This is a genomic window from Microbacterium sp. AG1240, from assembly GCF_003635115.1.
Lineage (GTDB): Bacteria > Actinomycetota > Actinomycetes > Actinomycetales > Microbacteriaceae > Microbacterium.
In genome coordinates this window covers 230,467-246,193 of record NZ_RBXJ01000001.1, presented here as the reverse complement: position 1 = coordinate 246,193, position 15,727 = coordinate 230,467, and the positions used below count along the sequence as shown (strand labels likewise).

The window sequence follows — 15,727 nt, the reverse complement described above, 5'->3', positions numbered from 1 at the left end:
GCAGCGCTGCTCTCGACCGCACCGAACGCCTTCCGCTGAGTGGAAAGGAGGGGCGGATGCTACGCCCCCTCCGACGTACGTTGGGTGCGGCGATCGGCACTCCCGCGATCGCTGACAACGACCGCGCCGACGCGGTGCGGTCGGCACGGCTGAGATCGAGGACGACGATGCCCGAACTGCGCAGCAACCTGCCTCCCACCTCCGCTCTGGGAATCGCCCGGCGCGCCCACTGGGTCTCGCTCGGGATCCCCGTGTCGGACCTCCGCAAGCCGAAGGTCGCGATCGTCAACACCTCGTCTGAGCTCGCCGCCTGCTACGCCCACCTCGACGAGATCGTCCCGGTGCTCAAGGAGGAGCTCCGCGCGCAGGGGATGCTGCCGTTCGAGATCCGCACGACCGCTCCGAGCGACTTCGTCACCAGCGCCGGACGGGCCGGGCGCTACATCCTGCCCAGCCGCGACCTCATCGTCAACGACATCGAGGCGGCCGTCGAGGGCGCGAAGCTCGACGCGATGATCTGCCTCAGCTCGTGCGACAAGACCACCCCCGCGCACCTGATGGCCGCCGGGCGCCTGAACATCCCGACCGTCGTGGTCGCGTGCGGCTACCAGCATTCGGGGCGCGCCGAGGGGCGCGAGGCCGACGTCGAGGAGGTCTTCCTCCTCGCGGCGAAATCAGCCGTCACCGGCGAACCCGTCGACGACCTCGAAGAACTCGCCGACGACGCGATCCTCGGTCCCGGCGTCTGCGCCGGGATGGCCACGGCCAACTCGATGCACGTCGTGGCCGAGGCCCTCGGCATGGCCGTGCCGGGGTCGACGCCCGTGCGCGCGAACAGCGAGCGGATGTGGGATGCCGTGCGTCGGTCGGCTGCGGCGCTGGCCGACCTGGTCGAGCGCGATGTGCGCCCGCGTGACATCATCACGGCCGGGTCGATCCTGAACGCCGTGCGGGCCATGCTCGCCGTCGGCGGCTCGATGAACACGATCAAGCACCTGCAGGCGATCGCCGTCGAGTCGGGGATCGATGTCGACGTGTGGGAGGCGTTCCGCGAGCTCGGCCGCCAGACGCCCCTCCTCGCCTCGGTGCGCCCCAACGGCCCCGCACTCGTGGAGGACTACGAAGACGCCGGCGGCGCGGCGACGATGCTCCGCGAGCTCCGCCCGCTGCTCGACCTCGATCGACTCACCGTGACCGGACAGACGATGGGCGAGGCGCTGGAGTCCGCGGCCCCCGCCGACGGCACCGTCATCCGCTCCCTCGACCACCCCTTCGGCACCGACCCGGCGATCTCGGTGCTGCGCGGCACTCTCGCCCCCGGTGGCGCTGTCGCCAAGCGTCCGGTGCCCGACCCCGGCCCCCACCGCTTCACCGGGCCCGCTCGCGTGTTCGCCAATCGCGAGGAGGCGATCGCGGGGATATCCAGCGGGCGTCTGCGCGAGGGCGACGTCGCCGTCATCCGGGGCATCGGCGTCTCCGGAGCGCCCGGGATGGGACTCACCTCCGCCTTCATCTTCGCCCTGCACGCACGCGGTCTCGCCGACAGCGTCGCGCTCGTCACCGACGGCCAGTTCAGCGGTCTGGTCAACCAGGGCGTCTCCGTCGGCGAGGTCTCCCCCGAGGCCGCCGCCCCCGGCGCCCCGCTGGGGTTGGTCCAAGACGACGACGTGATCGACATCGACCTCGCCGAGGGTCGCGTCGACCTGCTCGTCGATCCCGCCGAACTGGCGGCGCGCCCGCCGTACTCGCCCCCCGTCGATCGCGACTCCGGCGGCGGGATGCTCGACCAGTACGAGCAGCTGGTGCAGCCCCTCTCGTGCGGTGCCGTCCTGTGCACCCGCCCCGGGCGCAGCACCTGCGAGAAATCCCCCGAACAGCGAACGAAGGAAACGGTATGACCTCCTCCACCATCCACCTTCCCGCGCGCGCGGTCCCGGTGATCGGCGAGTACGACGTGGTCGTGATCGGGGGCGGGCCCGCCGGGCTCCTCGCGGCGACCGCCGCTGCCCGAGCGGGCATGTCGACACTGCTCGTCGAACGCTACGGGTTCCTCGGCGGCGCGGGCACGATGGGCGGACTCAGCACGTTCTGCGGCCTGCACGCCCGCGTCTTCGGGGAGGACCGCCTGGTCGTCCACGGCTTCGTCGACGAGCTCCTCGACCGCCTCACCGCGCTCGACGGCCTGAACACCCCTCACCTGACGATCGAGAACCGCATCATGGCGGTGTCGTTCGACATCTCGGCCTACAAGATCGCGGCCGACGAGCTCGTTCTCGCCGCCGGGGCCGAGCTCCTCTTCCACGCGACCGCGGTCGACGTGGTGATGTCCGACGAGAAGACGATCGACGCCGTCGTGCTGGAGTCGAAGTCGGGCCGCAGCGCCGTCCGCGCGCGATTCTTCATCGACGGATCGGGCGACGCCGACATCGCCGCCTGGTCGGGGGCTCCCTACGAGCGCTCCCCCGAGCTGCTCTTCCCGTCGCTGATGTTCCGCATCAACGGCGTGCACCCCGAAGAGGCGGGCGAGGCGTGGAAGACCATCCGACGGCTCATGGAAGACGCCGAGGCGGCGGGGACCCATTCGTTCCCGCGCAAGAAGCCGATCGTGCGCCCCCAGCGCAACCCCCTGGAGTGGAGGTCGAACCTCACCCAGCTCCACAACGACGACGGCAGCGCGGTCGACGGCACCGATGTGCGCCAGCTCACCCACGGCGAGATCCAGGGGCGCCAGCAGGTGAAGGAGACGTTCGCCTTCATCCGCGAGCGCACCCCCGGGTTCCAGGACTCGTACGTGGTCGACATCGCACCCCAGATCGGCATCCGCGAGACGCGTCGCATCGTCGGCGGCTACCAGCTGACCCAGGACGACGTGCTCGGCAACGCCGACTTCGACGACACGATCGGCGTCAACGGCTGGCCCGTCGAGGCGCACGTCGCCGGTGATGTCGAGTTCCGTTTCGCCCCCGAGGGCAGCCGCGGATTCCATCAGCTGCCGTACCGGATGATCGTGCCGCAGCAGGTGGGCAACCTCCTCGTGGTCGGCCGGTCGGCGTCGATGACGCAGGGCGGCCAGTCGTCGGGCCGGGTGACAGGCCCGTGCTTCGCGATGGGCCAGGCCGCCGGCACGGCCGCCGCGCTCGCCCTGTCGGGCGGGACGGATGCTGCGAGCATCGACGTCGCGGCGCTCCAGGCCCAGCTGGCGAACGACGGCGCCTACCTCGGCACCGACCTCACCGTCGCCGTGTAGGCCGCGCGTCCGCTGGACCCTCACTCGCGCGCACGAGAACCACCGCGGCGCACCGAGCCCCGCTCACCGCACCGATTCTCGGCGCGGAGCGGGGGTCAGGCCCGCGCGACGACTTCGCGCTCGAGACGCTCGAGGTCGGCGGCGACCGTGGCGACGTCGCGCGCGAACTCCTCGTCGTCGAGCTCGATCTGGCGGACGGTGAAGACCACCTCCGCCCCCTCCGGGTGTGCGAGCACACGGACGGGGTTGGTGACCACGGTTCCGGACGGCAGCGTCACGTCATGGTCCAGCACGCCGAGGGTGTTCCTCTCGACGAAACGGACCTTCACACGCCCCATCGGGGATTCGACGAGCAGCGCATCGCCGTCTCGCACGACCTCGGTTCGCGCCAGACCCGCGGCCCATCGCGGGAGGTTCCCGACGTCGCGGGCGAACTCGTACACCGATTCGGGGGATGCGGCGATGACGCGGCTGACGTGGTGGCTCCTCATGACCGCATCGTGGCACACCACCACGGCCGCAGCATCCGACCCTCGCCGTCACGACGGGAGGAGATCTCACGAAGGGAGGACCCTGAACACCCGGGGCGTCCTCCGCTCGTGAGAACTCCTCCGTGCGTCCTGCACGCAGGACGGTCGTGGCGGGGCTAGGCGCCTCGACGCAGAACCGTCACGACGCCGCGGTCGCCGTCCACGCGCACCCAGTCGCCGGTGCGGATCGCGGCCACGGGGTCGGGGATGCACTCCACCACGCTGGGAACGCGCGTGACGATCGCTCCCAGCACGGCCTTCGTGGTCATGACGTTGAAGACCATCGCGCGCGGCGCCGTGCCCATGAGGCGGGTGCTCTGGAAGAACCCCGACCAGCCCGACGAGCCCTTGGCGCCGGGGAAGACGAGGATCTTGTCGGTGAAGCAGACGCCGAACAGCTCGTGGCGCGGCTCGATGACCGTGCCTTTCGAGGGGTCGATGCCGCCGAACCCCGAGATCGTCTCGGTCGAGACGAGAGCCTCGCCCTCCACGACCCCGGCGACGATCGGACGACCGGTGAACGTCTCGACGACGGTGGTCATCTCGAGAGCTCGCCTCGCCACGTGCCGGTGATCGCCGCATCCACGCACTCCTCGAGGGTGCCGAACCAGCCCTCGATGCCCAGGATGGCCGGCAGGTAGTGCACCTGCTTGGCAGAGTCGGTCGCCATCACGCGGGTTCCGTCGGGGGCGGCCTTCGACATCGCCGGGCACGAATCGGTCAGCACGCGCCCGCCGGCCCGTTCGATCGCGCGGGTGTAGCCGCTGCGGTCGGCCATGGTGCGGATCGCCGCCGGCGTCATCACCCAGAGCTCGGTGTCGGAATGGATGCGGCGACCTTCCAGGCGTCGCGCGACGCGCTCGAGCTGGTCGAGCGAGGCGTGCGGACACCCGAGGAGGATGAAGTCGACGTCGGTCGACTCCCCCTGGTCGTTGAGGGTCTCGTAGACCAGGCGGCGTTCGGCCTCGCCGTACACGAGCGGCTCCGGGACGCCGGCACCGCCGAACGCGGCCTCGAGCGAGGTCGCCTCGGGCGTGACGCCCGGGATGTGGTAGATCTCCACGCCGCCGGCGGTGGCCGTCGCGGCACCGAAGTGCTTCAGGTCGGCCAGGTCGGGGTTCACGAGCTCGCCCGTGATGACGGGCCGACCCTCCTGCACGGCGTCGCCGACGAAGTACCCCAGCATCCCCCACTCCTGGAAGTCGTCGACGGGTACGCCGGCGACGAGATGGTGCGTGCCGAAGCGGTTCTCGGGGAGGTGGTTCCCCCAGTAGGGGATGCGGCCGGTCAGCCCGGCGGCTCCGGTGGAGGCGCCCCCTTCGCAGTTCGTCCGAGCCCCGAGCACGGAGTTGCAGTAGACGACCGCCGACGACTCCATCCACGCGCAGTGCTCGCCCCGCACCGGGATGTTGCCCACCTGGTACGGGGTGCAGGTGGCGAGGATGTTGACGCCGCGCTCGCTGAAGTACGACTCGGCGTCGCCCTGCAGCACGATCGACTGCTCGGGGTAGGACGTGAGTCCCGACGCATCCTTGCCGAAGCCGTGCTGCAGTTGGCACGTCGGCACCTTCATGCGAGGAATCTCGATGTCGTCGTCGCAGTCGAGGTTGATGACCGCGAACGACTTCGCCCAGCCGCCCTCCTCGACGAGTTTCGCCTTGGCCGGCGAGGGCTGGGTCATGGTGCCCGCGACGTTGCGCGTCTCGCACAGCCGCTCCGCACCGAGGGCCTCGCCGTAGCGGATCAGCAGATCCATCGCCGCGGCGACCGCTCCGCCCTCGGCGCCGTCACGCATGCCCTTCTCCTCGTCGGTGAGCAACATGGGCGTCAGGCCGTCGCTTCGCGCAGGCCGTAGACCGACTCGTGCCAGGGGATCACGAAGCGCTTGGCCTCGTTCACGATCAGGTAGAGCACGAGCCCGATGAGCGAGAGCAGGATGATGAGCGCGAACGTCCTCGCCGCATCCAGAGAACTCATCGCCCTCACCACCATCGCCCCGAGCCCCACGCTGCCGCCGAGGTACTCCCCCACGATCGCGCCGATCGTCGCGAGCACGATCGCGACCTCCATTCCGGCGAAGAGGTAGGGCTGGAGGCTCCGCATCTCGAGCTGGAGGAAGGTCTGCGCGCGGCTCGCGCTGATGCTGCGCATCACCTCGCGCTGCCCCTGCTCCACGGAGCGGACGCCGAGGAGCACGTTCAGCATGACGGGGAAGAAGGCGAGGAGCGCTGCGAGCAGCACCTTCGACGTGATGCCGAAGCCGAACCAGATCACGAAGAGCGGGATGAAGGCGACCTTCGGTGCGACCTGGGCCGCGACGATCAGGGGGCGGATGCTGACCTCGAGCCAGGGGAGCTTGCCCAGCACCACGCCGACGATGATGCCGCTGACCACGGCGATCGCGAACCCGACGATGATCTCGAGGACGGTCACGCCGACCTCTTCCCAGGTGCCACCGTCACCGAGGAGCACGACGAGGGCCTCACCGACGGCGAGCGGCGGCGGGAAGACCAGCGGATTCACCTCGAGCGAGGTCACGAGGATCTGCCAGACGGCGATGATGACGACGATGAGGGCCGGCGTGACGATCCACGGCAGCAGCTTCATGATCCGGGGCTTGGGCATGTCAGTGCTCCTCGTCGAGGTCGTGGCGGAGGGCCCGCACGATGTCGTTGAACTCGGGCATGGTCTGAAGGTCGACCGCTCGCGGCTTCGCGAACGGCGCCGGGAGGATCTGACGGATGCGTCCGGGGCGCGGCGTCATGTGCACGACCCGGTCGGCGAGGAAGACCGCCTCGGGGATGTCGTGGGTGACGAACACCACCGTCGAGTTCGTCTCCAGAACGATGCGCTGCAGCTCGAGGTTCATCCGCTCGCGGGTCAACGCGTCGAGCGCACCGAACGGCTCGTCCATCAGCAGCAGGTCGGGCTTCGTGCTCAGCGCACGCGCGATCGCCGCACGCTGGCGCATTCCTCCGGAGAGCTCCCGCGGGTACGACTTCTCGAACCCGGCGAGACCGACCAGCTCGGCCAGCTCGCTCGCGCGGCGCCGCCGCTCCGTCTTGCCGACGCCGCGGATCTTCAACGGCAGCGCGATGTTGTCGAGCACCGAGAACCACGGGAAGAGGTTGCTCTCCTGGAAGACGAAACCCAGCTTCGTCACCGCGGAGCTGTCGACGCGACCGTCGCGCCACAGCTCCTTCCCGTCGACGGCGATGGTGCCCGCCGTCGGCGGCAGGAGCCCGCCGATCATGCGCAGCAGCGTCGTCTTGCCGCAGCCGGAACGCCCGATGAGGGCGACGAACTCCCCTCTCTGGATCGACAGGTCGACCCCCGACACGGCGTGGGTCGTGCCGTTCTTGGTGTGGAAGTCGCGTCCGACACCCTGGATGTGCAGGCTGGGGACGGCGGTGGCTCCGCCGGTGGCGGCCGTGGCGGTGTCGAGCGTGTCGTTTCTCATCGGCATGCCTCTCATTCGTGCGGGTGCGGCGCGGAACGGCTGGGTCTTCGGTCGATCAGCCCGCGGGGAGGTAGTCGTTCGTGATCCACTGGAGCGGATCCTGCCCGCCCTCGACGAAACCGGCCTTCGTGTACACCTCGTAGGTGTCGGTCCAGGCGTCCATGTCGTTCTCGAGAAGCGAGACGCTTCCGTCGGGGTCGACCCAGGTGCCGGTCACGTACTCGGCGAGCGCCGCACGGGCGACGGCGTCGTCCTGGAGCGCGGGGAAGTTCCAGTCGCCGCTGTCGCGCATGATCTGCAGCACGTTGTCGAAGTCGTTCTCCGCGTCGTCGATGACGAACTGGGTGGCTTCCTTGATCGCGGTCAGGAACAGCTCGATCTCCTCGACGCGCTCCGGGTTGTCGAGGTTGGACTTCGTGGTGATCCATGTCTGGATGTCGGGCTGGTCGACGAGGCCGACCTGCTCGATGACCGCGTCGTCGTTCTGCTGCTCGATCGCGAGGGAGGTGTCGAGGCTGACGATGTATCCCGCGAGCTGCTTCTGGCGCACGACCTCGAGGGTCGCGGCCGTGACGGGGACGGCCTGGCGGGTGACCGAGTCCTGGTCCACGCCCGCCTCGTCGAGTGCGAGGTTCAGCATCTTCTCGCTCGTGCCGCCGATCGAGCCCATGCCGATGGTCTTCCCCGACATATCAGAGGGATCGACGATCGGGTCCTCCGTCGTCGAGACGACCCGCAGATTCGACCGGTAGGCCATCGTGCCCACCGCGGTGATCGGCTGCCCGCTCTCCATGGCGGGGAAGACGTCGACCGTGCTGGCGCGGGTGATGGTCGTCGCCCCGCCCACGAGCGACTGGATCGCGGCGGCCGTGCCCTGCACGGGCTGCAGGTCGACGTCGAGCCCGTTCTTCTCGAAATAGCCGCCCGAGTACGCGAACATCTCGGGCGTGAAGCTGAACGACTCCAGCGGCAGGAAGGTGACGACCGTCATCTCCTTGAGCTCGCCGTCGGAACCGGAGGAGCTCTGCCCTCCTCCGCCCGAGCAACCGGCGAGGGCCAGTGCTCCGGCAGCGATCAGGGCCGCCGTAGCACGGATGCCGCGCCGTGCGCGGGAGGGGGCCGTCGAGGTCTGTGCGGTGATCATGTCTGACTCCTGTGTCGGAACGATCCGCCCGCAGCGTTGCGGTCGGCCTGCCCGAGTCTGCCGACCGCCCTCGCCGACTCCAACCCGAATTTTCACTCAGCGAAAGGATAGTTGCTGGCTGTGAAAGCCCTCCACGAACGATGACCCCCGGCCGTCCGGCCGAGGGTCACTGTTCGCGCAACGTCAGTGGGCGTCGGCGGGCAGCACGACGTGGTCGAGGCTGTAGGGCGTCGGCTCGAGGGCCGCCGCCATGATGGCCTCCATCACGGGCTGCGGCACGAGGCAGTCGGCGCACGCGCCCTCCGTGGCGTCGATGCGGACGACGATCTTCTCGTCGTCTGCCGGCGTCCACGACAGCACGTAGCCGTCGGTCGCCATCATGTCGGTGAACTGCTTCAGCGCAGCATCCACCGATGCCGCTTCGGTCAGGTCTGTCATGTCATTCTCCGATCCTGCTGTACGAGTACGGGAACTCCCGGGGCGGGTTGAGGGTGAACACCTCGACGATCGCCGAGACACCCGCGTTGTTCGCGCCGGCGACCATGATCTGCACCGACGTGCGGTGGCTGAGCGAGGGCACGACGTCGGGCTCGGCGGTGGAGCTGGCCGAATCGGGCATCGAATCGGGATGGTCGGATGCCAGGCGCCACCGGGTCTTGTGCGACAGGGCGTCCTTGCCCACCGCGACGAGCTCGTCGCGGGTGCGGTGCGCGTTGTCGAAGATGAAGTCCCGCAGGTCGTCTTTGCTCCAGCCCGCCGAGGCGAACACCTCGGCGTGCTCGGGAGTGAGCACGAGGAGGGCGCTGGTGTACTCGTGGATGAGCGCGCCCGTGCGCCGGATGGTGTCGACGTAGTCCAGGGCGAGCTGCTCGGGAACCATCGTGTGCCGCGCCTCGATGTGCACGACCGAGCGGATCACGTAGGCCGTGACCACGCTGTCGGACGCGTCGAAGCCGTACTCGGTGTGCAGCGGGGGCCAGGGGCTCTGCTCCTCGTCCTCACCGATGCACGAGGAGTACTTCGACGGGTTGCCCTGCGTGGCCTGGTCGAGCTTGTGCGGGTGCAACCCGAACACGTTGATGCAGCCGAGCCGGATCGCGCGACCGATCGTGGCGTTGGAGCGGGTTCCCGATCCGAAGATGTTCCCCTCGCTGTTCAACCCGATCTCGTGACGGATCGGCCCGTTGACCACGAGGAAGGGGGCGGTGCCCGTCGTCGACTGCCAGATGCCGCGCGCCGGATGCGGCTCCTTCGCGATCGCCTCCCATGCGGCGACGACGACGGGGAAGTACTCGGGCTTGCACCCCGCCAGGGCCGCATTGATCGCGGCCAGCTTGATGGTGAGGTGGCGGTTCAGGTGAGTGATCGTGAAGATCACCTCGGCGGGATCGCGGTCGACCGCCGCGAGGAAGGGAGCCAGCGACGACTCGGTCACCGGAACGACCGGCAGTCCGTCGGTCCACTCCTGGTCCCAGTAATAGTCGAGGATCTCGTGGATGCGGTCGATGTCGACGTCGGGGATGTTCCCGATGATCTGCGCGGTCATCTCAACCCTCCAGACCGAGGATGCGGACGACCTCGGGCACGGCGACGAGAGCGCGCTCGCGCACCTCCGGCGCCGACAGGCTGGCCATCGGGTGCTGCACCGCGTGGAAGTCGAACCCGGGGAATCCCTGCACGGAGGCCATCGCCCGCCCCGACATGAGGAAGGAGTCGGAGGTGATCGCCACGGTGGGGATGCCGGCCCGCTCGAAGAGGATGCCGTCGGCGACGGTCGCGGCGCTGCACGAGCCGCAATCACCGACGGCGGTGATCACGATGTCGCACTCGGCGACGATCTGGTCGAGGAGCTCCTGCTTCACGGGCGTGCCGAAGTAGTCCTTCGTGTACAGCCGGGACTCCCCCGCGCCGTAGTGCTCGCGGAGCTCGGCGAAGATGTTCTCCAGCAGCATGGTGGAGTTCGGTTTGGTGTTGTCGAGCAGGCCGATCGTCAGGCCTTTCAGGCTCACCGGCCTGGGCGACAGGGTGTCGTCCTGCGTGTTCTCGGCCGTTCCCGTAGGGTCCAGCAGAAGTTCCATGTTCGCCATCGCGGCTCGCCCTTCGTCGTCATCGGTCGTCGGCGACCCGACTATGACATGGCGCCCGAGCGGCCCCGCGCGGCACTTCCACCAGGTGAAAAACCGCTGTCGTCCCCACGGGGACAACCGAGAGGATCGCCAGGGACGAGCCGCCGCGGCGGCGCGCGACACGCAGCGAAGGAGCTGGCATGACAGACACACGCACGGCGACCCCCACGACGATGGCGGAGTTGCCCGCGCTGGCCGGAGCAGAGCTCGGCCCGTCATCGTGGCGGGAGGTGCCGCAGGCCGACATCGACACCTATGCGGAGTTGACCGGAGACGACAACCCCATCCACGTCGACGAGGTGCGCGCCGCATCCTCTCCCTACGGCGGCCGGATCGCGCACGGGATGCTGACGCTGAGCATGGTCGTCCTCCACCTCCGGGAGATCTACCGCGTCACCGACGCCGGCATGGGCATCGTGTACGGGTTCAACCGCATCCGCTTCCCCAACGCGGTGCGCTCGGGCGCCCGCATCCGCGTCCGCGGCACCGTGTCGCAGGTGGAGGAGATCACGGGCGGATACCAGGTGACCCTCGAGCTGGTCTTCGAGACGGAGGGCGAGACGAAACCCGTCTGCGTCGCCGAACTCGTCCTGAGGCACTACCGATGAGCGCCGTCCGCCTGGACGGGCGCGTCACCATCGTCACCGGCGCGGGCCGCAGCCTCGGGCGCGCCTACGCGATCGCCCTCGCCGACGCGGGATCGGCCGTGGTCGTGAACGACGTCGACGCCGAGAGCGCCGAGTCGACCGTCGCGCAGATCGTGGAGCGGGGCGGTCGCGCCGTCAGCTCGATCGGAGCGGTCGGACCCGCCGAGACCGCCGACGCCCTCGTGGCCGCGGCCGTCGACACCTACGGCCGTCTCGACGCGCTCGTCGCCAACGCCGGAGTGCTTCGCGACCGCGTGCTGTGGAAGATGTCGGATGCGGAGTTCGACGCGGTGGTCTCGAGCCACCTGCGCGGAACCTTCACCTGCGGGAGGGCCGCCGCGACGTACCTGCGCGAGCAGGGCGAGGGAGGTCGGCTCGTGCTCATCGGTTCGCCCGCCGGCCAGTTCGGCAGCTTCGGCCAGACGAACTACGCGGCGGTGAAGGCCGGACTGGTCGCGATGGCCCGCACCTGGTCGCTCGAGCTCGCTCGCGCCGGGATCACGGCCAACGCCGTGGTGCCGACGGCGCTGTCGCCCATGACGGCGACCATCCCGGCGTACGCCGAGCTCTACGAGCGCTACCTGGCCGGCGAGCCCATCCCGGCCTCGTTCCGGCACGACAACGCGCTCGGGACTCCGGAAGACGTCGCTCCGCTGATCGTCTGGCTGGCCTCGGCCGACGCCGGCGACGTCACCGGTCAGGCGATCGGCATCGGCGGCGACAAGCTCACCCTGTACTCGCACCCCGCCGAGCTCGATGCCGCTTACTCCGACGGCGGATGGGATGCGGCGGGGATCGCCGACGCCTGGCGGTCGACCTTCGCCTCGCAGGCGCAGCATTCCGGCCCGCCCGTGCGGAAGGCGGTAGGTGCATGACGTCCGCTCCGCACTACAGCGACCTCTGGCAGGGAATCGCCCGCGCCGCCCCCGACCGCCCCGCCGTCATCAGCCGCGACGGCACGGTGACGTGGTCGCAGCTCGCCGCCGAGGCGGGCGCCCTCGCGACGCATCTGGTCGATCGTGGACTGAAGGTCGGAGACGCGGCAGCGCTCCTGCTGTACAACCGCGCCGAGTATCTCGCCTTCACCTGGGCGAGCCTCGCCGTCGGGGTCTCCCCGGTCGCGATCAACTACCGCTACCGCGCCGGCGAGGTGCGCGAGCTGGTGCTCGACTCTGAGGCGCGGGTTCTGCTGACCACGCGCAGCCTGGGCGAGCTCGCCCGCGAGGCCGTCACCGGACTCGACGTCGAGATCATCGAGGTCGACGACGGCTCGCCCGCCACCCCCGGCTCGCTGGACTACGCCGACATCGTCGCCGCGGGTGGGGCGCTCCCCGAGAGCGCACCGCGGGGGGCCGAGTTGCGGCTCTACACGGGCGGCACGACGGGGTCGCCGAAAGCCGTGGTGTGGGACCTCGACACCCTGCTCGTAGCGCGACGGCAGTCGACCTGGGGCCTGCTCGGAATCACCCCGCCCGAGGATCTCGCCGAGGCGATCCGGATCGCGGTCGATCCCGCCACTCCCCGGATCGTGACCCTCCCCCTGACGCCGCTCCTGCACGGCACGGCACAGTCGACGACGATGGGGACGATGGCGCTCGGCGGCACCGTGGTGCTGCACGCCGCTGCGCGCATGGACATGGAGGAAGCCGCCGACCTCATCGCCGAATTCGGCGTCTCCCGCCTCATCGTTGCCGGAGACGCCCTCGCCCTGCCCCTGGCCGAGACCGTCGAACGACGCGGCACGGGGCTGCCCGGAGTGCGGTGGATCCTGAGCTCCGGGATGCGCTTCAGCGACGACGTGAAGCGGCGCCTGCACGCCCTGGGGGACCTCGCCATCGTCGACATGCTCGCCTCGAGCGAGGGAGGCCCGTTCGCGTTCGGTGTGACGAACGGCGTGGACGAACTGCCCGCCCGTCTCGTGCTCACCCCCGGCGCGGTGCTGCTCGACGACGACCTCGCCGAGATTCAGGCCGATGCGGGGGCCCTCGGCATCCTGGCCTTCCGCGGCATCCTGCCGAAGGGCTACTACCGCGATCCGGCGAAGACGGCCGAGACGTTCCCCACCATCCGAGGCAACCGCTACATCATGCCGGGGGACTGGGCGCGAGCGCGGGGCGACGGCTCGGTCGAGCTGCTGGGGCGCCTCAGCGCCGTCGTGAACACCGGCGGCGAGAAGGTCTTCCCCGCCGAGGTCGAGGAGGCCCTCCTGTCGCATCCGACCGTCGACGACGCCGTCGTCTTCGGTCTGCCCGATCGGCGCTTCGGCGAGGTCGTGAGTGCGATGGTCTCCCCGGTGCCGGGGCGCGAGATCGACGTCGAGGAGTTGCGGACCTACCTCGACGAACGTCTCGCCGGCTACAAGAAGCCCCGGCACGTCTTCGTCCGGGCGAGCCTCGAGCGGTCGATGACCGGGAAGGTCGAGCTCGCCCGCGTCAAACAGGACGCGCAACGCGAGCTGGCGGAGGCGGTGCGATGAGCGCGGGCTGGCCGGGGTTCGATCCCGCGAAGGTGTCGATGATCGACGTGCACGTGCACGTGTCCATCGACGAGACCGGACGCACGGCATCTCCGCCCGCGCTCACCGAAGCGATGGCCGCGTACTTCAAGAGCAGCGAGAAGCCGCGCACCGTCGATCAGACCGCGGAGTACTACCGCGCCCGCAACACCGGCGCGGTCGTCTTCACCGTCGACGCCACCACCAACCTCGATCACCGCCCGAACAGCGTCGACGACCTCGTCGCGGGGGCCCGCCGCAACTCCGACGTGCTGATCCCCTTCGGGAGCGTCGATCCGCTGCAGGGCGAAGCCGCCGTCGAGGAGGCGAAGCGTCAGGCGATCGAACTCGGCGTGCGCGGGTTCAAGTTCCACCCGTCGGTGCAGGCGTTCGACCCGTCGGATCCCGCCTACATCCCGCTCTTCGCCGCGATCGAGGAGCTCGGGCTGCCGATCCTCGTCCACACGGGGCAGACGGGCGCGGGAGCGGGACTCCCGGGCGGGTGGGGCTTCCGGCTCAGCCTGTCGAACCCGATGCTGCTCGACGACGTCGCGGCGCGGCATCCTCATCTCCCCGTGATCATGGCGCACCCCAGCGTCCCCTGGCAGGACGAGGCGATCTCGATCGCCACGCACAAGGCGAACGCGTGGATCGACCTGTCGGGATGGTCGCCGAAGTACTTCCCGCCCGCACTGGTGCGCGCGGCGCGGACGTACCTGAAGCACAAGGTGCTGTTCGGATCCGACATGCCCGCGCTCACCCCCGAACGGTGGCTGACCGACTTCGCACTGTTGGAGTACCCCGACGAGGTGCGCGCGATGATCCTGAAGGACAACGCGGTGCGACTGCTGGGCCTCGCGGGTGAGTGACGCGGCCACCGACCTGTTCGGCTTCTCCGACCGGCTCTCCCCCGCCGCCCGGGCGAAGCTCGAGGCGCTGCGGTCGCTCCTCGACGAGCGCGCACGGCCCCACCTCGCGCAGTGGTGGGAGGACGCCCACTGCCCCGCGCATCTCCGCCTGGAGCTCGCGGCGCTCGACCTCGAGGACGATCCGGCCCTCGCGGGACCCGACGGAGCCCCCGACCCGCTCTACGTCGGCTTCAAGCACTTCGAGTTCGCCCGGTGCGACATGTCGATCGGCACGGTCTACGGCGGCCAGGTGGGCATGTTCCGCACCGTGGTGCGCGAAGGCGGCTCGCCGGAGCAGGTCGCGCGGTGGGACCCGGAAATCGCCTCGTTCTCCGTGACCGGATGCTTCGCCCTGACCGAGCCGGAGCACGGTTCGGATGTCGCCGGCGGCATGCAGACCACGGCCACCCGCGACGGCGACACGTGGCGCATCAGCGGTCGCAAGCGATGGATCGGCAACGCGGCCATCTCGGACGTCATCCTCGTGGTCGCCCGCGATGCGTCCGACGGCCGCGCGAAGGTCTTCCTCGTTCCCCGGCAGGCCCCCGGGGTCTCCCTCACCGACATCTCGGGGAAGATCAGCCTCCGTATGGTGCGCAACGCCGACATCGAACTGACGGACGTGGTGATTCCGGAGTCCGACCGGCTGCAGCGCATCGACGACTTCGGCGACCTGTCGGCGATCCTCGCGAAGCTCCGGCACGTGGTCGCGTGGAACGCGGCCGGCCTCCAGGTGGGCGCCTACGAGGCGGCGCTCGCCTACGCCCTCCGGCGCGAGCAGTTCGGCCGGCCGATCGCCGGCTTCCAGCTGGTGCAGGAGAAGCTGGCACGGATGCTGGGGAACGCCACCGCGTCGCTCGCGATGGCGGTGGGCCTCACCGACCTTCGACAGGCGGGGCGCCTCGGCGAGGAGCACGCGGCGCTGGTGAAGATGTGGACGGCCGATCGAGCGCGCGAGACCGTCGCGCTCGCGCGGGAGGTGTGCGGGGCGGAGGGCATTCGCGTCGATACCGACGTGGCACGGATGTTCGCCGACGCCGAGGCGCTCTACACGTTCGAGGGCACCCGCGAGATCAACGCCCTCATCGTGGGCCGGGCGGTGACGGGTCTGAGCGCATTCACCCGCTGAGAGTCCAGGACACCCGGGCGCCGGGGGCGAAGTGTCCGGGTG

General features: G+C 69.9%; 16 protein-coding genes. 7 read left to right on the top strand and 9 right to left on the bottom strand.

From position 1 onward, the window contains the following. Positions 1-56 precede the first annotated feature (56 nt). Positions 57-1,898: a dihydroxy-acid dehydratase gene (locus tag DEU34_RS01150; RefSeq protein WP_220659911.1), complete on the top strand. Its 1,842-nt coding sequence runs from the start codon at positions 57-59 to the stop codon at positions 1,896-1,898. Beyond that, positions 1,895-3,247, top strand: a complete 1,353-nt coding sequence (locus DEU34_RS01145; protein WP_121148076.1) for an FAD-dependent oxidoreductase — start codon at positions 1,895-1,897, stop codon at positions 3,245-3,247. The genes DEU34_RS01150 and DEU34_RS01145 overlap by 4 nt, the downstream gene beginning before the upstream one ends. A gap of 95 nt (positions 3,248-3,342) precedes the next feature. Here the strand turns inward: DEU34_RS01145 and DEU34_RS01140 are convergent, their stop codons facing one another. From DEU34_RS01140 to DEU34_RS01100, 9 genes are all read right to left on the bottom strand, one after another. Beyond that, entirely contained in the window at positions 3,343-3,738 is a 396-nt protein-coding gene (locus tag DEU34_RS01140) for an SRPBCC family protein (protein ID WP_121148074.1), read from the bottom strand. 155 nt (positions 3,739-3,893) lie between these two features. After that, on the bottom strand, positions 3,894-4,319 hold the full coding sequence (locus tag DEU34_RS01135) for an aconitase X swivel domain-containing protein (protein ID WP_121149654.1): 426 nt from the start codon (positions 4,317-4,319) through the stop codon (positions 3,894-3,896). Continuing rightward, the gene (locus DEU34_RS01130) at positions 4,316-5,599 is read right to left on the bottom strand and encodes an aconitase X catalytic domain-containing protein (protein ID WP_121148071.1); all 1,284 of its coding nucleotides are present in this window, start codon (positions 5,597-5,599) and stop codon (positions 4,316-4,318) included. Before DEU34_RS01130 ends, DEU34_RS01135 begins: the two co-directional genes overlap by 4 nt. Before the next feature lie 5 nt (positions 5,600-5,604). Continuing rightward, on the bottom strand, positions 5,605-6,402 hold the full coding sequence (locus tag DEU34_RS01125; protein ID WP_121148070.1) for an ABC transporter permease: 798 nt from the start codon (positions 6,400-6,402) through the stop codon (positions 5,605-5,607). Position 6,403: 1 nt separating this feature from the next. Then, entirely contained in the window at positions 6,404-7,237 is an 834-nt protein-coding gene (locus DEU34_RS01120) for an ABC transporter ATP-binding protein (RefSeq protein ID WP_121149653.1), read from the bottom strand. A 55-nt stretch (positions 7,238-7,292) separates the two neighbouring features. Next, positions 7,293-8,381, bottom strand: coding sequence for an ABC transporter substrate-binding protein (locus DEU34_RS01115; protein ID WP_121148067.1), 1,089 nt, complete (start codon positions 8,379-8,381; stop codon positions 7,293-7,295). Positions 8,382-8,564: 183 nt separating this feature from the next. Then, positions 8,565-8,819 (bottom strand): hypothetical protein, encoded by a 255-nt coding sequence (locus DEU34_RS01110; RefSeq protein ID WP_121148065.1) that lies wholly within the window; start codon positions 8,817-8,819, stop codon positions 8,565-8,567. A 1-nt stretch (position 8,820) separates the two neighbouring features. After that, entirely contained in the window at positions 8,821-9,927 is a 1,107-nt protein-coding gene (locus DEU34_RS01105; protein WP_121148062.1) for a hypothetical protein, read from the bottom strand. 1 nt (position 9,928) lies between these two features. Then, on the bottom strand, positions 9,929-10,459 hold the full coding sequence (locus tag DEU34_RS01100; RefSeq protein ID WP_147423978.1) for a UGSC family (seleno)protein: 531 nt from the start codon (positions 10,457-10,459) through the stop codon (positions 9,929-9,931). Positions 10,460-10,647: 188 nt separating this feature from the next. On the opposite strand from DEU34_RS01100, the gene DEU34_RS01095 reads away from it, so the two are divergent. From DEU34_RS01095 to DEU34_RS01075, 5 genes are read left to right on the top strand one after another with little or no spacing between them, the layout of a single operon-like run. Beyond that, complete coding sequence (locus DEU34_RS01095; protein ID WP_121148057.1) at positions 10,648-11,115, top strand: MaoC family dehydratase; 468 nt, start codon at positions 10,648-10,650, stop codon at positions 11,113-11,115. Continuing rightward, complete coding sequence (locus DEU34_RS01090) at positions 11,112-12,029, top strand: SDR family NAD(P)-dependent oxidoreductase (protein ID WP_121148055.1); 918 nt, start codon at positions 11,112-11,114, stop codon at positions 12,027-12,029. The genes DEU34_RS01095 and DEU34_RS01090 overlap by 4 nt, the downstream gene beginning before the upstream one ends. Continuing rightward, on the top strand, positions 12,026-13,630 hold the full coding sequence (locus DEU34_RS01085) for an AMP-binding protein (protein WP_183042299.1): 1,605 nt from the start codon (positions 12,026-12,028) through the stop codon (positions 13,628-13,630). Before DEU34_RS01090 ends, DEU34_RS01085 begins: the two co-directional genes overlap by 4 nt. Beyond that, positions 13,627-14,517: an amidohydrolase family protein gene (locus DEU34_RS01080; RefSeq protein WP_121148050.1), complete on the top strand. Its 891-nt coding sequence runs from the start codon at positions 13,627-13,629 to the stop codon at positions 14,515-14,517. Before DEU34_RS01085 ends, DEU34_RS01080 begins: the two co-directional genes overlap by 4 nt. Next, entirely contained in the window at positions 14,510-15,685 is a 1,176-nt protein-coding gene (locus DEU34_RS01075) for an acyl-CoA dehydrogenase family protein (RefSeq protein WP_121148048.1), read from the top strand. The genes DEU34_RS01080 and DEU34_RS01075 overlap by 8 nt, the downstream gene beginning before the upstream one ends. Positions 15,686-15,727: the final 42 nt, after the last annotated feature.